The 22,548-nt window shown below is 36.8% G+C and carries 23 protein-coding genes; 7 read left to right on the top strand and 16 right to left on the bottom strand.

Annotated features, from left to right (window positions below):
• Position 1 precedes the first annotated feature (1 nt).
• Positions 2-1,231, bottom strand: coding sequence for an efflux RND transporter periplasmic adaptor subunit (locus ACEYOS_RS05345; RefSeq protein ID WP_373710207.1), 1,230 nt, complete (start codon positions 1,229-1,231; stop codon positions 2-4).
• Positions 1,232-1,293: 62 nt separating this feature from the next.
• Complete coding sequence (locus ACEYOS_RS05350; RefSeq protein WP_373710208.1) at positions 1,294-1,737, bottom strand: transcriptional regulator; 444 nt, start codon at positions 1,735-1,737, stop codon at positions 1,294-1,296.
• Positions 1,738-1,927: 190 nt separating this feature from the next.
• Here ACEYOS_RS05350 and ACEYOS_RS05355 point away from each other — a divergent pair, with 190 nt between their 5' ends.
• Positions 1,928-2,251 (top strand): translation initiation factor, encoded by a 324-nt coding sequence (locus ACEYOS_RS05355; RefSeq protein ID WP_373710209.1) that lies wholly within the window; start codon positions 1,928-1,930, stop codon positions 2,249-2,251.
• A gap of 201 nt (positions 2,252-2,452) precedes the next feature.
• Complete coding sequence (locus tag ACEYOS_RS05360) at positions 2,453-3,307, top strand: nucleoside phosphorylase (RefSeq protein WP_373710210.1); 855 nt, start codon at positions 2,453-2,455, stop codon at positions 3,305-3,307.
• Positions 3,308-3,357: 50 nt separating this feature from the next.
• Here the strand turns inward: ACEYOS_RS05360 and ACEYOS_RS05365 are convergent, their stop codons facing one another.
• Entirely contained in the window at positions 3,358-3,912 is a 555-nt protein-coding gene (locus ACEYOS_RS05365; protein ID WP_373710211.1) for a DNA-3-methyladenine glycosylase I, read from the bottom strand.
• A gap of 196 nt (positions 3,913-4,108) precedes the next feature.
• On the opposite strand from ACEYOS_RS05365, the gene ACEYOS_RS05370 reads away from it, so the two are divergent.
• Both ACEYOS_RS05370 and ACEYOS_RS05375 read left to right on the top strand, forming a co-directional pair.
• On the top strand, positions 4,109-4,375 hold the full coding sequence (locus ACEYOS_RS05370; protein ID WP_373710212.1) for a hypothetical protein: 267 nt from the start codon (positions 4,109-4,111) through the stop codon (positions 4,373-4,375).
• A 97-nt stretch (positions 4,376-4,472) separates the two neighbouring features.
• Positions 4,473-5,285, top strand: a complete 813-nt coding sequence (locus ACEYOS_RS05375) for an enoyl-ACP reductase (RefSeq protein WP_373710213.1) — start codon at positions 4,473-4,475, stop codon at positions 5,283-5,285.
• Between the two features lie 57 nt (positions 5,286-5,342).
• On the opposite strand, the gene ACEYOS_RS05380 is transcribed toward ACEYOS_RS05375, so the two are convergent.
• Positions 5,343-6,686: a M28 family metallopeptidase gene (locus ACEYOS_RS05380; protein WP_373710214.1), complete on the bottom strand. Its 1,344-nt coding sequence runs from the start codon at positions 6,684-6,686 to the stop codon at positions 5,343-5,345.
• Positions 6,683-7,714, bottom strand: coding sequence for a low specificity L-threonine aldolase (locus ACEYOS_RS05385; protein ID WP_373710215.1), 1,032 nt, complete (start codon positions 7,712-7,714; stop codon positions 6,683-6,685). The genes ACEYOS_RS05380 and ACEYOS_RS05385 overlap by 4 nt, the downstream gene beginning before the upstream one ends.
• A gap of 271 nt (positions 7,715-7,985) precedes the next feature.
• On the opposite strand from ACEYOS_RS05385, the gene ACEYOS_RS05390 reads away from it, so the two are divergent.
• From ACEYOS_RS05390 to ACEYOS_RS05400, 3 genes are all read left to right on the top strand, one after another.
• On the top strand, positions 7,986-8,639 hold the full coding sequence (locus tag ACEYOS_RS05390; protein ID WP_373710216.1) for an iron dependent repressor, metal binding and dimerization domain protein: 654 nt from the start codon (positions 7,986-7,988) through the stop codon (positions 8,637-8,639).
• Between the two features lie 82 nt (positions 8,640-8,721).
• Positions 8,722-10,347: an L-glutamate gamma-semialdehyde dehydrogenase gene (gene pruA, locus ACEYOS_RS05395; protein WP_373739186.1), complete on the top strand. Its 1,626-nt coding sequence runs from the start codon at positions 8,722-8,724 to the stop codon at positions 10,345-10,347.
• Between the two features lie 181 nt (positions 10,348-10,528).
• Positions 10,529-10,771 carry a YtxH domain-containing protein gene (locus ACEYOS_RS05400; protein ID WP_373708388.1) on the top strand — a complete coding sequence of 81 codons (243 nt, stop codon included), beginning with the start codon at positions 10,529-10,531 and terminating at the stop codon, positions 10,769-10,771.
• Positions 10,772-10,922: 151 nt separating this feature from the next.
• On the opposite strand, the gene ACEYOS_RS05405 is transcribed toward ACEYOS_RS05400, so the two are convergent.
• The 11 genes from ACEYOS_RS05405 to ACEYOS_RS05455 form a co-directional block, all read right to left on the bottom strand.
• On the bottom strand, positions 10,923-11,780 hold the full coding sequence (locus ACEYOS_RS05405) for a neutral zinc metallopeptidase (RefSeq protein ID WP_373708389.1): 858 nt from the start codon (positions 11,778-11,780) through the stop codon (positions 10,923-10,925).
• A gap of 32 nt (positions 11,781-11,812) precedes the next feature.
• A complete protein-coding gene (locus ACEYOS_RS05410) occupies positions 11,813-13,891 on the bottom strand; it encodes an LTA synthase family protein (protein ID WP_373708390.1) in 2,079 nt (692 codons plus the stop codon).
• Positions 13,892-13,955: 64 nt separating this feature from the next.
• Positions 13,956-14,438, bottom strand: a complete 483-nt coding sequence (gene ribH / locus ACEYOS_RS05415) for a 6,7-dimethyl-8-ribityllumazine synthase (protein WP_373708391.1) — start codon at positions 14,436-14,438, stop codon at positions 13,956-13,958.
• Between the two features lie 15 nt (positions 14,439-14,453).
• Positions 14,454-15,164 (bottom strand): tetratricopeptide repeat protein, encoded by a 711-nt coding sequence (locus ACEYOS_RS05420; RefSeq protein WP_373708392.1) that lies wholly within the window; start codon positions 15,162-15,164, stop codon positions 14,454-14,456.
• A gap of 112 nt (positions 15,165-15,276) precedes the next feature.
• A complete protein-coding gene (locus tag ACEYOS_RS05425; protein ID WP_373708393.1) occupies positions 15,277-15,810 on the bottom strand; it encodes an adenine phosphoribosyltransferase in 534 nt (177 codons plus the stop codon).
• Positions 15,811-15,812: 2 nt separating this feature from the next.
• Positions 15,813-17,018 (bottom strand): hypothetical protein, encoded by a 1,206-nt coding sequence (locus ACEYOS_RS05430; RefSeq protein ID WP_373797532.1) that lies wholly within the window; start codon positions 17,016-17,018, stop codon positions 15,813-15,815.
• 80 nt (positions 17,019-17,098) lie between these two features.
• Positions 17,099-18,430: a quinol:cytochrome C oxidoreductase gene (locus ACEYOS_RS05435; RefSeq protein ID WP_373708394.1), complete on the bottom strand. Its 1,332-nt coding sequence runs from the start codon at positions 18,428-18,430 to the stop codon at positions 17,099-17,101.
• A 15-nt stretch (positions 18,431-18,445) separates the two neighbouring features.
• Complete coding sequence (locus ACEYOS_RS05440; RefSeq protein WP_373739188.1) at positions 18,446-19,165, bottom strand: cytochrome c; 720 nt, start codon at positions 19,163-19,165, stop codon at positions 18,446-18,448.
• Entirely contained in the window at positions 19,158-19,679 is a 522-nt protein-coding gene (locus ACEYOS_RS05445) for a DUF3341 domain-containing protein (RefSeq protein ID WP_373708396.1), read from the bottom strand. Before ACEYOS_RS05445 ends, ACEYOS_RS05440 begins: the two co-directional genes overlap by 8 nt.
• Positions 19,666-21,066: an NrfD/PsrC family molybdoenzyme membrane anchor subunit gene (gene nrfD / locus ACEYOS_RS05450; protein ID WP_373708397.1), complete on the bottom strand. Its 1,401-nt coding sequence runs from the start codon at positions 21,064-21,066 to the stop codon at positions 19,666-19,668. The genes ACEYOS_RS05445 and nrfD overlap by 14 nt, the downstream gene beginning before the upstream one ends.
• An 18-nt stretch (positions 21,067-21,084) precedes the next feature.
• Positions 21,085-22,548 (bottom strand): 4Fe-4S dicluster domain-containing protein (locus ACEYOS_RS05455; RefSeq protein ID WP_373708398.1); only part of this gene is annotated, 1,464 nt, incomplete at its 5' end.

Consider the following 22,548-nt stretch of genomic DNA (forward strand, 5'->3'; position numbering starts at 1 on the left):
TTTAGAAAAGTGGTTTTATGGCATTAATGATATCGTCAAACTTTTTCGGTTGCGGCTTCACTGGTGTTCCAGTTTTCAAAGTTCCAACTCCCTCCACGACAACGACTTCTCCTTTAGCAGCACCTTCTTTAATAATTACCATATTGTTCACACGATCAATTACTTTAATTACAGCACTTTTCGCCGTATCCTGTTTTACTTTATAGACATATACCAAACCTTGCTGTTCGATCGTAGCGCTTTCTGGAACTACCAAGGCATTATCATAAGCAATAGGAATTCTAACCGATCCACTATTTCCGTTACTGAGTAATTTTTTCGGATTGGGGAAAGAAACTCTAAACTGAATACTGCCAGTTGCTGCATCGATTTGGCCGGTTACTGCTTTCACATAACCTTTCTCTTCATAAACATCGCCGTTTGCCAATACTAATTCAATAGCGGGCATATTTTTTATTTTTTCTGGAACGGTTGCTCCTGCTGAATTCTTTAGAAAATCTAGATATTCTTTTTCATTCATAGAAAAATACGCGTACAACTCACTTGTATCTGAAACAGTTGAGATTGGCATTGGATCTCCAGGACCCACTAAACTACCCGTTCGGAAATTAATTTTTCCAATCACACCAGAAATTGGCGCACGAATAACAGAGTAATCGATGTTTGCCTGAACTCCCTGAAAATTAGCTTGGGCCTGTGCGACGCCCGCGCTCGCTTGTTGTTTGCCTGCTTGCGCTTGTGCAACTTGTGCCTGCGCTCTTGCAAGGTTTGCCTGAGCCGTTTGCAATTGAACATTGCTGATAATATTTTTCTCTACTAAAGGACGAAGTTTATTTACTTCAACCTGAGCAGCATTTACAGCTGCTTGTGCTGCTTTCACACTTGCTTCAGAGGCTGAAACATTAGAACGGGCTGCACCAACTCCAGCTTTTGCTGCATTGGCCGACTGATTTAAAGAATTGGTTTCTAAGCGGAAAAGCGGCTGACCTTTGCTCACATACTGGCCTTCATCTACCAAAACCTGGGTGATATACCCTTGCATTTTAGCACGAACATCGTTATTCACACGCCCTTCAATACTCGCTGGAAAAGTGGAGTAGCCGATAACGTTTCTAGCTTCAATGGCAACCGTTGAAACTACTTTTGGACCTTGAGGTGGTCTGCCGTCTTCTTTTTTGCAGGACAAAACCGACAAGGCAGAAAATGCAAGGAGGATAATTTTATTTTTCATGAATTTAATTTTATAGTTGATCTTCATTAAAGAAGATTAGAATGAAGTTGGAATATTTTTATTTAAAGTTGATCGAGCGTTTCTTTTATATGTAAAATATTTTTATCAAAAAGACTGGTATAAACACCAAACTTTCGCAATATCTCTTCATCATCTGTTTGTCGAAAGTCCTTGAGTTGATGTAAAATAGATAATTCGCGTTCCATTTTTTCAATAATTTCTTCGAATCGTATTCTCATATGCTTTTCGTTGATCACAAAAAACCGTTTTCTTTCGTCGATCTTATTAAAGTCGTTGATAATATTGAGATTTAAAAGTAAGTTGAGATTTGAAGAAACTGAACTTTTACTTGCGCAGAAAATCTCTACAAACTCATCAAAGGAAACCCCTTCCCGATCAAAATCAAATATTAAATAGGAATAAATTTTCGCAGCTAGGGGCGGTAAATGGAAGGCTTCTCCATAAAATTTAACCATTTCGCGAAAAATTTCTTTATCGATTTTCATTGGTGGACTTAACAATTAACTTGCAAAACTACATCTTAGTTCTGAACTAAACGAACCAAATCTAAACTTTAAGACTTTTTTATGATATTCATAATATTATTTAATGTTTATGAGAATAGTGAAAAATTGCTTTATGCCGAAAAGTTGCAGCTGTTATCGGATTACAATTAAAATTCATTAATTTTGGTAGATGGATTTAAGAGATCAACTTAAAAATATGTTCCCTGAGCACGAAGAGCAGGATTTTGAAATGCCGGTAGAAAAATTCGTGCAGATAGAACCGCTCGTCTGTAAATTTGAAAAAAAAGGCAGACACGGGAAACCTGTTACTTTGGTGGAAGGTTTTGAAGGAAACGATGAGGAGCTTAAAAAAATTTCCAAAAAGATTAAAACAACTTTAGGAATTGGTGGATCAGAAAAAGATGGAATTATCATTATTCAAGGTGATAACCGTGATAAGATCATGGTGATCCTAAAAGAGATGGGTTATAAGACAAAGAGAGTTGGAGGATAAAATTAGACTAATAGATGATGAACCGCTTCGCTGAAAGCTGAAAGATAATCGACTTGGTTAATACGATAAAATTTGCACACCCGAATCTGCAGCCCGACTTGAACGGAGCTCTTTTTAACGGAACGAAGTGGAGTGAAAAAAGCGGGAGTGGAAGGCGGAAATGTCTGCCCAAATAAAAATTTAAAAAATAAAAAATAGACTATGCTTAATAAATTAGCTGCATCAGAATTGGTGCTTAATGACGACGGAAGTGTGTATCACCTGAACTTATTGCCAGAAGATATTGCAGGAAAAATTATGTTGGTTGGTGATCCTGACCGTGTTCCAAAGGTTTCTAAATACTTTGACAAAATTGAAGTTAAAAAAAACAAAAGAGAATTTTACACGCATACCGGAACTTTACGTGGCGAAAGAATCACCGTAATGTCCACTGGAATTGGAACTGAAAACATTGATATCGTGATGAACGAGTTGGATGCTTTGGTGAATATCGATTTGAAAAATAAGGAGTTTAAAACTGACCATACTGCTTTGGAATTATTCAGAATGGGAACTTGCGGAAGTGTAAATCCGGATGTAGAAGTTGACAATATGTTGGTGACTGAAAACGTGGTTGGTTTGGATGGTTTGCTGCATTTCTATCAGGATTATGAGTTTGAAAATGAATTCTCCCGAAACTTCATGGCGAAATTCCCGTACGAGAAAATTAAACCGATGTTGTATTTTTCTGATTGGTCTAAAGAAATGGGCGAATATTATAAGGATGCAAAATACCACGGTAATACGGCAACATTCCCTGGTTTTTACGCGCCGCAAGGACGTCAGCTTCGTTTGAAAGCGCTTGATGACCAGTTTTTGGAAACACTAAATGATTTAGGCGTGACAAATTTCGAGATGGAAACTTCGGCGATTTATGGTCTTTCTAAATTGTTAGGACATAAAGCGATTACGGTAAATTCAGTGATTGCCAACAGAAGAAGAGGCGAATTTTCTGCGGATCACGCTGCTTCTGAAAGAAATATGATCGAGTGGGTTTTGGATCGGATTATCAAATAATTCATTCAGAAAAAAATTATATTAATGCGGCTAAATTTTAGCCGCACTTTTTATTTACAATGACAATCCACCAAGTGATCATCAACCATTCCAGTCGCTTGCATGTACGCATACATGACGGTTGATCCCAGAAATTTGAATCCTCTTTTCTTTAAATCTTTTGATAAAGAATCTGAAATTTCAGTCGTTGCAGGGACGTCGCTTAAAGTTTTTGGGTGATTGACAATTGGCTTTCCATCAACGAAATTCCAAATATATTTTGAAAAACTACCGAATTCTTTTTGTACTTCCTGAAATCTTTCGGCGTTATTAATAGTGGCTAAAATCTTTAACCTGTTTCTTATAATTCCAGCGTTATTCATTAACTCTTCAACCTTACCTTCAGAATAGTTTGCGATTTTTTTATAATTAAATTGATCAAAAGCTTCGGCGAAATTTTCTCGCTTCTTTAAAATCGTATACCAGGAAAGTCCAGCTTGAAAACTTTCTAAAACCAGAAACTCAAAAATCGTTTCATCATCATCAACTGGCTTCCCCCATTCTTCATCATGATATTTTCTGTAGAGATCATCTTTTTCGCTCCAGCCGCACCTTATAATTTCCATTTGTAAAAGTTTAGCCCAAAAATAGAATAATCATTACAAAAACTTACTTTATTCATAAGAATTCGTTTTTATTTTAAGAAAACTTTATAATATGTTTAACATAGTGTTACGGATTTTAGGAACGGAACTTGCAACCTCATATAATATCAAATTAAATTTTTTCAATCACTAAATATTAACATTAAAAATTATCATTATGGACAGACAAGATTATAACAAAGCAGAAGACGCAGTTAATGAAACTAAATGGACTGTGAACGATTATGCTGATAGAGCGAAAGATTATATCCGCGAGCAAAGAGACAAAAACACAGAACCAACAGCAGACGGCTGGATGGAAAGAGCAAAAGATAATGTATCTGATGCTTGGGAAGACACCAAAGATGCTGCCTCTGACGCATGGGAAAAAACCAAAGACTGGTCCGAAGATGCAAAAGCTGAAGTTAGGAAAGCAACTAACTAAGCACTCCTATATATAAGAAAGAGAGTCGTATTTTGTACGGCTCTTTTTTTATGCAATAAACAATAAAAATTTTTTAAATTTGTCTAAAATTAAGATTATGTCACACGGATTACTAAAAGGTAAAAAAGGAATTATATTCGGCGCTCTGAATGATCAGTCGATTGCTTGGAAAGTTGCAGAACGATGTCATGAAGAAGGCGCAGAATTTATTCTTTCTAATGCTCCTATCGCAATGAGAATGGGCGAAATTGATGAACTGGCAAAAAAGACCGGTTCAGATGTTATTCCTGCAGACGCAACCTCTGTTGAAGATTTGGACAAACTTTTTGCTCATGCTGAAGAAAAATATGGCAAGATCGATTTCATTCTTCATTCTATTGGAATGTCTGTGAACATTAGAAAAGGTAAGTCTTATACTGATCTTAATTACGATTTCTTAGAAAAAGGCTGGGATGTTTCTTCGGTTTCTTTTCATAAAGTAATGAAGGCAGCTTGGGACAGAGACATCATGAATGAATGGGGTTCAATTTTGGCCTTAACTTATATTGCTGCTCAACGTGTATTCCCAAATTACGGTGATATGGCAGACAACAAATCTTATCTTGAAAGTATCGCAAGAAGTTTCGGATATTATTGGGGCGACAGAAAAGTACGTGTCAATACCATTTCTCAATCTCCGGTAATGACTAAAGCTGGGGCTGGTGTAAAAGGAATTAGCGGATTCTTCAACTTCGCAGATAGCATGTCGCCACTTGGAAATGCTGATGCTTTGGATTGTGCCAACTACTGTGTAAGCATGTTCTCTGATTTAACCAGAAAGGTAACCATGCAGAATCTTTTTCACGATGGAGGTTTCAGTAAAACTGGAGTTTCGCAAAAGATTGTAGATAAATTTGAAGATTTAGAATAACTAAATTTTTAGTTGAAATATAAAATCCGTCTCGTAAACATAACGAGACGGATTTTTTTATCGGGATACTTTCGGAATTACGGGTAAACTTTCATTGCCAGTTGCAGAAATACTTTGTACTCCAAAAATAAAATTATCTTTAGAAAGCGGGACGGTGTACAAAGTTTCAGTAGTGAAAATTTTATGCGTCCAGGCCGATTGATCTGTTTCCCGGTAAAGAACATTGTAACCTTTTACTTTTCCTGTCTTAGGATTTTCCCAATGAAGCTTGGTAGAATTTGAAAGTTCTTTCACATCCATTAAAACATTTATGGGTTGTGGAGTTGACTTGGCTATACTTGCTAAAACTGCAACATTCACGGCAGTATTGGTTTTCAAATAATCAAAATCCATGAACTTAATTAGATCGCCAAATTCTTTATTATTTTCAGTCCGAATATCTTGATGTTGATGATCGTAGTTTTCGTAATAATCCGTTAAGCGAACTGCAGTGAATCCACTATTCACAAATGGGGTGTGATCGCCTCCACGTAGAAAACGGTCGTTTCTATAAATCAGTTTGATATCGATATTCTTCACGTACATCTCGCCTATTTCTTTTACATATCTAGCCAATTGTCGTGCGTTACCATCATTTTCTAAACCAAGACTTCTTATTTTAGCTGCAGACTTATCGGTTTCAAAGGCAGACAATCCTTCGCTGAAAACTCGTAGTTTTGGAGTACCATCATTTTTAGGTGCATCTAAACTGTTGTTGCCGATCATATCATTATTAAGGACGGCTTCAATTTCCCAATTTTCTGCCTTTGCTTTATCTGAAAGCATTTTTGCTCCTAATAAACCTTGTTCTTCGCCACTTACAGCCACGAATAAAATAGTCATCGGGAATTTTGATTTGCTTAAAACTCTTGCCGATTCAATTACTGCTGCTACTCCGCTTCCGTCATCATTCGCTCCCGGCGCATAATCGGTGGAATTCAATACATCTGAAACTCGGGAATCCAAATGCCCGGAAATAATAATGATTCGTTTATCTAAAGGATCTGTTCCCTTTAATAAACCGATGGCATTCCCAAGATTGGTTACTTTGTTAATCCGTTTTCCATCAGGTTGTAAATCTTCATTTTGTAAAAAGACTTCCATTCGTCCGTCTGTATTTTTCGCATAATTTCTGAATTTGGATAACACCCAACTTCTTGCTGCTCCTATTCCTTTGTCTTTATCGGTGGTGGAACTCATGGTATGTCGGGTTCCAAAACTGACTAGTTTTTCGACATTCGCTTTCAAAGAATCTTTACTCACTAATTTCACATAATCCGAAATCTCAGGATCCTTTTCCTGCTTCTGTGCATTCACGACGACGGAGAGCAATACGCTCAGGAAGAAAACTGATTTTTTCATTTTAAATTTTTTATTTCGTTGATGAATTTTTCTATCATTTCATTAGAAGTTGCCCAGGAAGTAATTAAACGCACGGCAGACTTTTCTTCGCTTAATTTCTTCCAAACGTAAAAATCAAAGTTAATAGAAAGTCTTTCAATTTGGTCTGGATTTAATATTGGAAATATCTGATTGGTAAAAGTTTCACATAGAAATTCACACCCAATTTCCTGAAAGGCTTTTTTTATTTTCATTGCCTGCTGATTCGCATGTCTCGCCAGATCAAAATACAAATCGTCTTTCATCAATTCTTGAAACTGAATTCCTAGCAAACGTCCTTTGGCAAGCATAGCGCCTTTTTGTTTTAGATGAAATCCGAATTCTTCCTGCAAACTTTCATTATTAATGATAATTGCTTCTCCAATTAAGGCTCCGTTTTTCGTTCCTCCTAAATAAAAGGCGTCGGTATATTTCCCAAAATCTTCTAAAGTCAGATCGTTGGTTTCGGCAGTTAAGGCATGGCCTAACCGTGCTCCATCAACGAATAAATACAGATCTTTCTCCTGACAGAATTGGTATAAATCCGTCAATTCTTTTTTAGAGTAAATGGTTCCAACTTCTGTAGAATTAGAAATATAAACCATTTTTTGTTTCACCTGATGTGGTTTATTTTGGTGAACATCCAGAATTTTCTGAATATCCTCAGAATTGATTTTTCCATTGGAGCTTTCAATAGCATGAACTTTATGACCAGTTGCTTCAATCGCGCCGCTTTCATTGGTGAAAATATGTCCAGTTGCTGCAGAAACGACGCTTTCATGTGGTCGTAGAAAAGCAGAAATAACGATGAGATTAGCTTGCGTTCCTCCTGAAACAAAAAAAACTTTCGCGTTAGGATTATTTATTTTTTGTTTGATAATTTCGGCTGCACTTTCGGAATAGTCATCCAAACCGTACCCATTTTGCTGAATGAGGTTGGATTGAATTAACGTTTCTAAAATTCGAGGATGCGCTCCTTCTGCGTAATCATTCTTAAAGGAATATCTCATGGTATAAATTTAAAAAAATGGGTGAATATAACCACATGATTTGGGTGAAAATACCTTTGAACTCCATTTTTTTTGACACATCTTTGTTTCATCAAATTAACCAAATCAAAAACTAATAACCATTTTTAGCATCACTGTTTTAAAGTACTTGTCATTAAGCAGAATTTTAAAATAGAGGTCAATTTTCTTCATGTATTTTTATTTAAATGTAAGCGTGTAATTTATTACACGCTTTTATTTTGTTAGATTTGTAAAATCAACAATCTAACTTATGATTTCACTTACTGAAGAAAACTATTTAAAAGCGATCTTCCATCTAAGAAATGAAGACAATACGGTAACCGTAAACGAACTAAGTAAATTTTTGAATGTCAAAATGCCGAGTGTAAACAATATGATGAAAAAGTTTGCACAGAAAAACTGGGTGATCTATGAGAGCTATAAACCTTTAATAGTTACCAAAGAAGGAAACAAAGAAGCCGCCTTAATTGTTCGCAAACACCGGCTGACTGAAATGTTTTTGGTCGAGAAAATGAATTTCGGCTGGGAAAACGTTCATGAAATTGCGGAACAATTAGAACATGTTCATTCTGAAATGTTTTTTGATAAGATGGATGAAATTTTAAGACATCCAAAATTTGATCCTCACGGAGAGCCTATTCCAGATAAGGATGGAAATATTCACGCTCAGGATTTACAAAAATTGAGCAGCTGTAAAGTTGGCGTCAAAGTAATTTTCAGTTCTGTCACCGTATCTGATGATGAATTCTTAAGTTATCTGAACAGTAAAAAGCTGGAATTAGGTAAGAAATTAGAAATTTTAGAAATCGAGAAATACGACCAGTCGATGATCATCCTAAAAGACGACAAAAACACGATTACCCTAAGCAAGATGGTTTGCGACAAGATGTTGGTAAAGCAATAAATTTCTACCCGCTCTATTTTTGGAAGATCAGACGAATTCCCTTAACTTTGTAACAATCTAAAAATCAATAAAAATTAAAAATATGTCAAAAGCAATTTCACAGGTTCCTTTCGCAATAAACGAGCCGGTTAGAACTTATGAGCCGGGTTCAGAGGAGGTAAAATCCCTGATCGCAACGTATAAAAAAATGTGGAAAGAGAAAGTTGAAATCCCAATGGTTATTAACGGAAAAGAAATCAAAACTTCTGAAAAAGTAGTGATTAACTCTCCGCAAGATCACCAACATGATTTAGGTTTCTATTATAAAGGAGACATGAGTCACGTGGACGACGCGATTAATTCTGCTTTAGCAGCCAGAGAAAAATGGAATAATTTAGGTTGGGAACATCGTGCAGCAATCTTCTTGAAAGCCGCTGATCTACTTGCTGGTCCTTATAGAAATCGTTTGAACGCAGCGACCATGATTGCTCAAAGTAAAAATGTTCATCAGGCAGAAATAGATGCTGCTTGTGAATTCATCGATTTCTTACGTTTCAACGTAGAATTCATGACTGAAATGTACAGCGAGCAACCAGTTTCAGATAGTGGAATTTGGAACAGATCAGAATACAGACCTTTAGAAGGTTTCTGTTTCGCAGTTACTCCATTTAACTTTACCGCAATTGCCGGAAACTTGCCAACATGTATGGCAATGATGGGAAATGTGGTTGTTTGGAAACCATCTGACAAGCAGGTTTATTCAGCAACCGTTATTATGGACGCGCTTATCGAAGCTGGCTTACCAGCCGGAGTAATCAATATGATTTTCACAGGCGGAAAAGAAACTGCTGACAAAGTATTTGCTCACCCAGACTTTGCAGGACTTCACTTTACAGGTTCTACCACCGTTTTCCAAAATATGTGGAAAGCAATTGGAGACAATATTCATAACTATAAAACGTACCCAAGAATTGTAGGAGAAACTGGTGGAAAAGATTTCATCATGGTTCATCCTTCTGCCAATGTAGATGCTGTAGCAACTGCCATGGTTCGTGGTGCTTTTGAATACCAAGGTCAGAAATGTTCTGCCGCTTCAAGAGCTTATGTTCCTCAATCTCTTTGGGCTGACGTGAAAAAAGTGATGGAAGCTCAGATGAAAACCATTAAAATGGGAAGTCCAGAAGATCCTTCTAATTTCGTAAATGCGGTAATTGATAAAAACTCTTTCGAAAAATGTAAAGGTTATATCGAGAGAGCTGAAAAATCAAGCGATGCAAAAGTAATTATCGGTGGAAAATGTGATGACTCAAAAGGTTGGTTTGTTGAACCAACTGTTATCGAAGCTTCTAATCCAAGATATGAATCAGTGTGTGAGGAAATCTTCGGACCAATTCTTTCTGTATATGTATACGAAGATAAAGACTGGACTGAAACTTTGAAATTAGTTGATGAAACTTCTCCTTATTCTTTAACAGGTGCGATTTTCTCTCAAGACCGTTATGCGATCGATGAAGCGTACAAAGCTTTAGAAAATGCAGCCGGAAACTTCTACATCAATGATAAACCAACTGGTGCTGTTGTAGGTCAACAACCTTTCGGTGGAGCGAGAGCTTCGGGAACCAATGATAAAGCTGGTTCTAAAATGAACCTCCTAAGATGGGTTTCTGTACGAAGTATCAAAGAAACTTTTGTATCTCCAAAAGATTATAAATATCCTTACTTAGGATAAAAAACATTTCTCTTTTAAATAAAGAAATTACAATCCGTCTCGAGCTTTTTCGGGACGGATTTGTTTTTTATGGTGACGTACTTATTTAACAAAATTTTATACTTCAACAAATTATCTTTGGCACAGAATTTACATAGTAGTACGTATCAAATTATTTAATAAAAATTAAAAACATACTATTATGGGCACTAAAAAAAATGGCTTATTAGCACTATTAGGACTTGGAGCAATCGCTTGGTGGAAATACAAAAATTCATCTGATGAAGACAAACAAGCAGTAAAAGACACTGTTAATAACGCAAAAGATAATTTCAACAAATGGGGAACTGATTTAAAATCTAAAGCGAGTGATCTATCTTCACAAGTTCAAGATAAAGTAAACCAAGCTAAAACTTCTGTTGAAGATTCTGTAAATCAGAATTAATTAGACACATTCAATCACATTCATATATTTAAGAAAACCGAAGCATATTTATTACGCTTCGGTTTTTTATTGTAAAAAAAATCCCGAAAATTTCGGGATTGCGTTTTTTAAAATATCTTTTGGAAAATAAAAGATTCTAAAGGTCTATACCTTACTTTAACAAAGCATCAAAAGTGTCGCCCTGTCTCATGTCTCCAGTGTTATATCCTTTCATAAACCATTCTTTTCTCTGTGCAGAACTACCATGTGTAAAACCCTCTTGGTTCACATAACCTTGTGAACGTTTCTGAATATTGTCATCACCCACTGCTTCGGCTGCAGAAATAGCAGATTCAATATCGCCTGGTTCCAAGAATTTCTCTCTATTATCGGTTTGCTTCGCCCAAAGCCCGGCATAAAAGTCGGCTTGCAGTTCGGTTGCAACAGAAACGCGATTCATATCTGCTTCTGAGTATCTTCCACTGCTTCTTAATTGATCTACTTTTTGGGTCGTTCCTAGCATTGTCTGTACGTGATGTCCCATTTCGTGAGCCATTACATAAGCTATAGAAAACTCAGTTACCTGAGCTCCAAAACGCTGTTCTAATTCTTTGAAGAAACTCATATCCATATAAATCGTTTCATCAGCTGGACAATAAAAAGGTCCCATTGCTGCCTGCGCAGTTCCACAACCAGATTGAGTAACCGCTTCAAACATTACTACTTTTGCGGGTCTATAATCCATTCCGTTCTCACGGAACACTTTCGTCCAGGTCTGTTCATTTTCTGCGGTAATCATTTCGACAAATTCACGAACCTTCAACTCGTTTGCATTCAGATCACGTTGTTCTGTTTGAGGAGCACTGCCCATTCCTGATGAAAGAATTGCTGACGGATCGCCTCCTAAGAAGAATATGATGGCTGCAATAATTAAAGTTCCTAAACCTCCGCCTACAAGCATTCCACCGCCACCGCCGCCAGACCCTCGTCTGTCATCTACATTTCCGCTTCTATCGTTTGTCCATTTCATATTTAAATCTTTTGTTAAAAATACAAAAAAAATTATTTATTCAGTTTATTTTCTTTCAACCAAAATGAAACACTTTGATACGCTGAAATACAGTCATCAACTAAATTTTGCTGTAAATTCTTCACCGGTCTTTCATCATAGAAAATTTTAAAATCTTCTGGATTCTTTGATTTTTGTAAGCTTAAAGAATATTGTTTTACTTTTTTAGTCGGTGAGATAATGGTCAGATAATTATTCTTTATTAAACCTAAATCCTGATACGTTGCGATATAAGCTTTAGGTTGAAAATTTTGACTGAAAATATCCTGTCCTAAAAACTTCGACTGGTACTTAAAATTAAGCAAACCGAACAAAGTAGGCATTACGTCAATCTGCGACATGGTTTGATTAAATTTTTGAGGTTCAATAAAACCTTCAGAGAAAATCATTCCGGGAATACGGTACTTATCCATCGGAAGTTCTGTTTTTCCAGCGCTTGAAGCACAGTGATCAGCAACAATTACAAAGACCGTGTTTTTATACCAACTTTGTTTTTTTGCCATTTCAAAAAACTTTCGGATAGAATAATCGGTATATTTTACGCCACCTTCACGGGATTTTGCTGTTCCGAGAATATCAATTCTTCCTTCTGGATAGGTGAATGGTCTGTGGTTCGAAACAGTCATCCATTGATGGAAGAATCGCTTCCCTGATTTGGCTTCGGCATTCATGACTTGGATGGCTTTTTTCGCCATATCTTCATCAGCAACACCCCAAACATTAGCAAAGGAAATTTCCTCAGGTGTAAAATTATTCCTGTCTACAATTCCATAACCGTTGCTTTTATAAAATTCTTCCATGTTATCGAAATAACTGTAACCGCCGTAAAGGAATTTCACGTCATATCCTTTAGATTTAAATACGCTTCCCGTACTAAATTTGTTTTTATTATTATCACGTTTAACTACACTTTCTCCAGCGGTTGGTGGAATACACAATGTGAGCGCTTCTAAACCACGGACCGTGCGGTTACCCGTTGCATAAAGATTGGTAAACATTAATGACTTGTCCGCTAAACTATCTAAAAATGGAGTTATTTTTTGATCATTGCCGTAATGCTCTAAGAATTCTGCAGACATACTTTCTATGGAAATCAATACCACATTCTTTTTCATTTCAGGATTAACAGAATTGACAGGTCTACTTAAAGTGGGCGGATCAAATTGTTTTAAAAAATTACTTTCTGCAACTTCTTGATTCACGGTTGGATAAAACTGAAAATAATCGAGTTCATTCTGCGTAAAAGCATGATAGAATTTAGGAAAGCCATTGGCTTGAATTTCCCTGGCAAAAGTATTCTCAGTTTTAATTTTATCAAATTGTGGAATGACCACTAAACTAATTCCAAACAAAACAATAAACGAAACGAGCAAAACCAGTTTCTGAACAAAGTTTGGAAGTGTTAACAATTCGTCTTCCGTTTTTTTATAAATAAACCAGGTCACCAACAACGCAACTGATAAAATACCCACGAATAAGGGAACAACAGGATAGCTTTCCATAATATTCCCGATGACTTCATTGGTATAAATCAGGTAATCAACGGCGATAAAATTGTAGCGCACTCCAAATTCATTCCAGAAGAAATACTCGCTAACTCCATTGAAAATGATCAGTAACACGTACAGGAAAAGTATGATGAAATAAAGAATATTTCGAATCTTGATCCTTTGAGTTGGAAGAAAAAGCATCAAACCGAACAGTAAAGTCTTTAATCCAACAAAGATCATCGCTACTTCCGGGAAAGAGCCACCGTATTGTTTAAAAATATTGCCAGGAACAAAAGCAGTGTATAAAAAAGCTAAAACGAAAAAACCGAATATAATATAGCCGTAAGGTTTATTGTATTTTGAATCAGAGAGAAATAAAGAATAGAGCATGAAAATGCTGCTCGCCAAAATAAAAACGAAAACATCAGTCAAGCCACCAATGAAAATAATTTTTATACTTTCAAAAACTCCGAACTTCACCGTCGTTATTGGATGGAAGATAAAAACTATTCTTACAATGAGGGAAACCAACCCATAAAAAAGCCCCAAATACAGATAAGGTTTTAGTTTTGATTTGTACATCATGACAATTTATTATGGACCTTTTGGATTCCGTTTAATTCAAGAATAATAAGAACAGATCATTTTACAAAGCTCGCTTGAAGAGAATCATCTCCAATGCCGTGGCTGCTGCTTCAACACCTTTGTTTCCTAAAACTCCGCCGCTTCTGGCGATAGACTGCTCTTTGGTATCATCCGTTAATAAACAGAAAATTGTAGGAACATCTGTTAAGACATTACAGTCTTTAATTCCTTGCGCGACAGCAGAACAAACATAATCAAAATGCGGAGTTTCGCCACGAATAACGCAGCCAATCGCAATTACAGCATCAAAGTAATCTGTTTTGCACAATTGCATCGAAGCATAGTTCAATTCAAATGCACCAGGAACTTTGAATATTTTAATGTTTTCTTCTTTTACGCCTTCTTTGGTAAGCACTTCTAAAGCACCATCGCGAAGGTTATAGGTTACAAAATCGTTCCATTCTGAAACGACAATGCCAATTCTAAAAGAACTGGCATCGTCAATTTGTAATGGTTGATAATCTGAAAGATTTACAGTTGCCATTATAGTATTTTTTTATTAGTAATATTTCACCATTTCGATATACGATTCAGACATCCCGTTATCGTAATCTTCATATTTTTCTTCGATTGAAGAGAAATATTTTTTTGCCTCTGCGTTTTTCTTCAAAGCCAATGCGGCCACTCCTGCTTTTCTTGTAAAGTAGTAAGAAGTATATGGGTCATCTGAAGCTGAGATCGCTTTATCTAAAAGCGATAAGGCATCATCATTTTTATTAAGATTGGCGTGACAGTCTGCCATCGCTCCATATTTTAAAGCCATTAGGATTTTATTATCCGAAGAAAATTTATCCAATAGATCATAAGCTTCTTGGTATTTCCCTTCTTTAAATTTAATTAGTCCGGCGTTGTAGGCAGAAAGCTTTCCAACTTTAGTTCCAGAATACTCGTTATAAGTTCCTAAATATCCAGGATTTGCAGCACTTTTTCCACCTAAAGCCAATTCATCTTTTCCGTCGGCTAAATTTTTCTGAGCAGCAAGATAACTTAAAGTTGCTTCTTCATTTCTTGGAGCTTCATAAAATTGCTGAAAAGCAAAATATCCCAAAACACCCACTACTAAAGCACCGAAAACAATCAGTAAGATCTTAGCGTTCTTTTCAAGAAATTTTTCAGTATCGAGTGCACCTCTGTCCAGGTCTTTGAAAACTTCTACCGTTTCCTTTCCTTCCATTTCCTTTTTACTGGTGCGAGAATTGAATTTTGCCATAATTTTATTAAAAATTGAAGTGCAAATTTAACTGTTTTTAAGCGATATACAAAATTATGCTCAAAAAAACATTCTTGGTAAATTTTATCTTCTTAAATAGTTCTAAATTAATCTAATAGGTAAGAATTTGATGAACATCAGCCTCGAATTTTTCCAGCCTTTTTCTTCCACCTAAATCTTTTAGTCCAATCAAGAAACTAAACTGTGAAACAATTCCACCCTGCTTCTGAACGAGATGTGCTGCAGCTTCTGTCGTTCCGCCGGTTGCCAACAAATCGTCGTGAATTAAAATTCGCTGTCCAGGTTTTAATTGCCCGGTTCGCATTTCTATTTCAGCAGAGCCATATTCTAAGTCATATTGTTGTCCCACAAATGGCGGCGGCAGCTTCCCTTTCTTTCTAATTAATATAAAAGGGACATCTAAAGCCACGGCGATTGCAATACCGAAAAGATAACCCCGACTTTCTATTCCACAAACCGCATCAATTTTCCCTCGACTAAACTTCGCTAAATCAGCAATCACTTCTTCGTACAATTTTGGATTGAGAAATATGGGTGTAATATCTTTAAACTGAATTCCTGGTTTTGGAAAATCAGGAATATTCTGAATGGTATTTTCTAAATCCTGAATAAGTTGCTGATTCATTTTTAATTGATTTTATAACTTGAAATTTTCCAGTCGCCATTTACATTTTTCAATCCAAAAGTTACCTGGACGGCAGTTATTCTTCCTTCTTTATCGGTAATGTCGTAAGTCGCATTTACACTTGCTGAATTAGCAGTGGTATTATTCGTAGTCATATTTTTTACTGAAATACTTTTAACCCCACCAAAACCAGAAGTTGGATTAGAGAATGTTTCGTACGAGCCCCAATTAGGATTATCGGCAACGTCATACGCGCCGCGTAAGTTTTGCGTAGATAAACTGTTCAAAAATTTTGTAACACTTGTTTTTGGGTCGGCGGTCGAAGTAGGCACTTTTACGTCTGGAGTTACTACCGTACCGTCCGGTGCAATTACGGGCGATTCAGTATCGATATTTGCGGGATTATCGGCAGGATCTCCGACTGGCATTAATAAAGCTTTAGGATTAACGGGAACTCCAATTTTAGACATTTTAAAAGTCTTCTTGGAGGTTTTAACGGAAACAGTAATATCAATAGCCTGATCTATAATTTTTTGTGCAGGAAGAGAAGCAAATCTCACCACAAATCCTTTGAATTTATTATCCAACATTAAGTTTTTAGAAGTATAAATACGGTTACCGCCACTAAATACTTCTAAGACTGTCTCTAAAGCAGCACCTTCTAAAGTAATTGGGTCTCCCTTTGAATCTGCTAACCGTGGCACAACTTGTAAAGCCTGGGTTCCTAATACTTCATTATTCCCAATATTGGTCACATTTACATTCAGAGCACTCGCCTGTATATCATTAGCATCAAATTCGGTTGCCTGAACATTTCCAAAGATATTCATTTCACCTAAAGATGGTGGTCCTGTACTTGTCCATTCTACTCCATTTTCCTGAGCTACCTGATCTGCCAGAGAAAAAATTTGGGGAACTTTCATCCCATTAATTAAGACGCCTAGGGCTTTTAATTCACTGGTTGCACCTTCGGCCTCGACCCCAAAAGTTTTTAAAATATAAAGCGCTTCATTAAACTTAACCTGTTGTAAGGTATTTAAGCTTGAAGTCATGTCATTAATGCTCGATTGCAATGTTCTGGTACTTGTCGCATCTACAGCTTCTTTCTTACAGCTGACAAAAAGCATCAACAGTGCAAACACAAAAAATCTGCTCAATTTAAACAGAGCAGGTTTTGGCAATAATAACTTGGTACTATTATGATTCATCTTTAGTTATGGTTTCTAACAAATTTAATAAAAAATCCCGACAAAGGCCGGGATTATATTTTCGAATAAAATTCTATTGATTAGAACGGATATTCATAAATTTTAGATTCTTTCACAAAAGGATTTCCTTCTGGAATTAGTTTCAGTTTAGACAAAGTTGTTAAGACCACAAAGATGAATGCACCTACTCCGAACAATACTGCTCCAAGATTGGTTAATAATCCTGTGATATTTTCCCAATAAGGTCCAACTGTTCCTGGCATTACCATGTTGTAGTACACTAACCACTGACCACAGATAACAATCACTGCCATCGTTGCCATTACGGTATAATTTCTCTTGATACTTGAACTTACCATTACTGATAAAGGAATTGCAAAATTCAATAATAATATTGACCAGAATGCCCAAGAATAATATTCAAATCTTCCGTAGAAATAATTTACTTCTTCGGGGATGTTCGCATACCAGTATAACATGAACTGTGCAAACCATGTATAAGTCCAAAGCATACTTAATGCAAATAGGTAAACTCCTAAATCATGCAAGTGATTATCATTGAATTGAGGAAGAAATCCTCTTTTCTTTAAATAAACACTTACTAATAAAATAACAGCTACTGCACTAGCCCAAGCACTTACCATAGCATACCAGATATACATGGTAGAATACCAGTGTGGATCAATAGACATCAACCAGTCCCATGCCCAAGCTGCTGAACAGAAACCGAAGAATACGATATAAAGAATATTCCAGGTGTAATATTTTGCATACACAGATCTGCTCCGAGTTTCATCAACTTTCTTAGAAAGTGACTTCAATTTCCAAACGAAGAATGAAGCACCAACTACATAGAAAAGTGTTCTAAATACATAAAAAGGAATATTTAAGAATGTTTTCTTTTCGAATAAAATGGGATCGAAGTGTTCACTTTTCGGATCTGTTAAAGTTCCATCCATCCAGTGGAAAAGATGACCCATGTGGGTGACATTCATTATCATAATAATGATAACCACTGCTCCAGCAAATGGGATAAAGGACGCAACCGCTTCTATCACTCTCAGAATGATAATTGACCATCCTGCGTGTGATGCATTTTGAATAGCGTAGAAAAACAAGGCACAACAACTTAAAGCAAAAAGCCACACTGCAACGGTATGCACTGCTGCTAAGGGCTGGTTTTTAAACTGCATTTTCGCATGCTCTAAATGCGCAGCATGATCTTGTGGACCTACTATTTCGCTAGAATTTAAGGGAGCAGTATTTCCGCCAGCATGAACTTGTTCCATCATATGTTCAATCTGGGTATCATCTACTCCAAGATTCATAAAGTAACCAGCTCCAAAAAGAACTAATCCCAGAACGACGAATACGATTGAATATAATCTTAATTTAGGTGAAAAACTATACATTTTTTTTACTCTTTTTTATTTTTTAGGACTCGTACTAGTTGCTGCTGGTTCTGCCATCCCTGCAACAGGTGTTGCATTTGCTGCAACCACAGCTGGAGCAGCAGAAAGCCCTCCTTTAAACTCACTCATAATATACAATGAAACTCTCCATCGATCACCCGGTGTTAACTGTCCGGCATAAGATCCCATTGAGTTTCTACCATGGGTCAATACATAGTGCACTGAACCGATAGTAATTTCACGGTCTGTATATTTAGGAACTCCTGCATAAGCACCGCTTACTACAATTGGTCCTTGACCATCGCCAGCTGTACCGTGACAGGCCGCACACGTTTGATCATATAACAATTTACCTCTTGTAAGATCTTTAGCTTGATTTGCAGCGTCTAAAGGTGAAGCGGTAATTAACTTTGATTCATCATAACCCGCATTATATTCTAAAGGAACCATTGCTTTATTAGCTGCAGGATCTGCAAGTCCTTCTGGATTTTGTGCAACCGTACCGTCAACTGGACCTAAACCAGTCGCGCCATTGTTTTTTACAAACGCAGGAATTTCATTACCGTGTTTTGAATAAGCATCTTGCGCTTTCATCAAAGGGTCATAAGCAACAGGGAAATACATATCTGGAAAATATACCAAAGGTGGATTTCCTTTGCTACAAGAACCTAAAGTAATCACTGCACAACCTAAAATCGCTGTAATTTTAAATATATTCTTTGTCATTTTAAGCATCTTTTACAGTTATTTCTTCAACTCCGGTATCAATCAGAATTTGTTTTACTGCATCTACATTATCTGTAACAAATTCCATCATAAATTTATCATCAGTTGTTCTCGGGTCAGGATTCTGAGGAGGACAACCAGGATACATTTTATTTCTAAATAAGAAAGTAAGTGACATCAAGTGAGCCGCACAAAAAACCATTAACTCAAACATTGGAACAACAAACGCTGGCATGTTGGTTCCCCAACTAAATGCCGGTTTCCCACCAATATTCATTGGCCAGTCATGATTCATTGTATACCAAGTTACCAAAATCCCAACTGTCAATCCATAGACTGCATAAAGGAAAGCAGCGTCGGAAAGTCTTGTTTTTCTTAAACCTAAAGCAGTGTCAAGACCATGAACAGGAAATGGAGTATAAACTTCGTTTATCGCAATTCCTTTATCATTGAACGCTTTTACGCCATCTAACAACTCATCGTCGTCGGCATAGATACCGTATATTATTTTAGTGGTGCTCATCTTCTTCTTCTTTTGCTTTATAAGTTTCACCTGAAATTTTCAAGATAGTCTTTAATTCCGCTTGTGCAATTACAGGGAATGTTCTTGCGTATAATAAGAACAGGACTCCAAAGAACCCAATCGTTCCTAAAAATACTCCTACATCAATAATTGATGGTTTAAACATCGTCCAAGAACTTGGCAAGTAATCTCTCGCGATATTAATAACGATAATATCAAACCTTTCGAACCACATTCCAATATTAATGATCAAAGCAATAATAAAGGTTGCCATAATATTTGTTCTCACCTTCTTGAACCAGAATAATGCTGGAACTACTAAGTTACAAATAATCAAGGCCCAAAATGCCCACCAGTAAGGTCCGGTTGCTGCACCTGGAGATAAGTATGTAAAGTCTTCATATCTTGAACCAGAGTACCAAGCGATAAAGTATTCAGTTGCATAAGCCACTGTCACCATACCACCAGTTACGATAATTACGATGTTCATAATTTCGATATGATACATGGTAATGTAATCTTCTAAATGCGCCACTTTTCTCGCTACTAACAAAAGTGTCTGTACCATTGCAAATCCAGAGAATACTGCTCCTGCAACGAAATATGGTGGATAAATAGTCGAGTGCCATCCTTTAATTACCGACGTAGCAAAGTCAAAAGATACCGTGGTGTGTACCGAGAATACTAATGGAGTTGCCAAACCTGCTAACACCAAAGATAATTCTTCGAAACGTTGCCAGTGTTTTGCTTTTCCACCCCAACCGAATGAAAGGAAGGTATAGATCCTTTTGGTCCAAGGTGTTTTTGCACGGTCTCTGATCATTGCAAAATCCGGAATTAATCCCATAAACCAGAATACTGTGGATACGGAGAAATATGTAGAAATTGCAAATACATCCCAAAGAAGAGGTGAGTTAAAGTTGGTCCAAAGAGAACCGAACTGGTTAGGCAAAGGGAATACCCAATATCCTACCCAAACTCTACCCATGTGAATTACTGGGAAAATAGCTGCCTGAACTACCGCGAAAATGGTCATCGCCTCGGCAGAACGGTTTACAGACATTCTCCATCTTTGTCTAAATAATAATAATACTGCGGAAATAAGCGTACCAGCGTGACCGATACCTACCCACCAAACGAAGTTGGTAATATCCCATCCCCAGTTATTGGTCCTGTTAAGTCCCCACGCACCGATTCCGGTCCCAATGGTGTAAGCAATACAGCCGAATCCATAAATGAATAAAGCCAATGCAATCCAGAAAGAAACCCACCATAGTTTTCCTGCACGTTCTTCTACAGGTCTGGCGATATCTTCTGTTATATCATGATAAGTCTTATGACCAATAATTAAAGGTTCCCTTATCGGAGCTTCGTAGTGTCCTGACATTTTTTACCTATTTATTATTTAAAAATTATTTTTTCTGTTTCTCACTTTGGTATGATAGAATACGTTGGGTTTAGTACCAATTTCTTCAAGCAAAGTATATCTTCTGTTGGAGCTGAAAAGTGCTCTTACTTCAGAACTCTTATCGTTCATATCACCAAATTTCATCGCTCCGGTTGCACAAGCATCCACACAAGCTGTAGAGAACTCACCGTCTCTTACTACGCGACCTTCTTTCTTGGCTTCCAAAATAACATTCTGTGTCATTTGAATACACATTGAACATTTTTCCATTACCCCTCTAGTCCTCACCACCACATCTGGGTTAAGAACCATTCTTCCTAGATCATTATTTTGATTAAAGTCGAATTTATCATTAAGGTTGTAAGTGAACCAGTTGAAACGACGAACTTTATAAGGACAGTTATTCGCACAGTATCTTGTACCAATACATCTGTTATAAGCCATTTGATTTTGACCTTGCTTACCGTGAGAAGTTGCTGCCACAGGACAAACAGTTTCACATGGTGCATGGTTACAGTGCTGACACATTACCGGTTGGAAAATCACATCTGGATTTTTCGCTGGGTGATTGAGTATTCCACTTTCCTTGTCTAAGAAATGACCATACATTCCAGGTACATTAAGATCTGCTGTAACGGCCTCTTCTTGTGAAAGCATACCATCTTTATTCAAATCAATATCAGCAGGAATGTCTGTTGTGTAGTAGCGGTCAATTCTTAACCAGAACATATCTCTTGACATTCTAACTTCATCTTTACCAACTACCGGCACGTTGTTTTCCGCTTGACAAGCGATGATACAAGCACCACATCCTGTACAAGAGTTCAAGTCAACTGATAGATTAAAGTGAGGTCCATCAACATCATCAAATGCATCCCAAAGGTCAATTTTGCCAGCTGGTAAAGCACCTCCGATGGTGTGATATTCCAATGGTTTGTTCCACCCTAATTTCTCATCGTCGAATTTTACATTTAAGAAAGTATCCAAAGTTACTTCTCTTGCGATCTCATAACGACCCATTAAGGTATTTTGAAGCTGCATTCCTGCAAACTCGTGTGAACCAGAGGTTTTGTCAATTTTTACGTTGGAAAGAGTTAAGTTAGAACCATCAAATAAAGGATAAGCATTAACACCACTTTCGGCCACTTTACCTGAATTCTTCTTACCATAACCTAAAGCTAATCCTACTGCTCCTTCAGCTTGACCCGGTTGGATATAAACTGGAACATCTTTAACAGTAACTCCGTTTACAGTAACATTTACTATAGAACCATCCAATTGCATTCTACCATTAAGATCGTTGTCGATTCCTAATCTCGCTGCATCTTTTGGTGACATGGTTAAATAATTATCCCAAGTCATTCTGGTAATTGGATCCGGCATCTCTTGCAACCAAGGGTTGTTTGCTTGAGTTCCGTCTCCTATCGCAGTTTTTGTATATAAAACTAATTCTAAATCTGA

The sequence above is a fragment of the Kaistella sp. genome (assembly GCF_041824135.1).
Taxonomy (GTDB): Bacteria; Bacteroidota; Bacteroidia; order Flavobacteriales; family Weeksellaceae; genus Kaistella.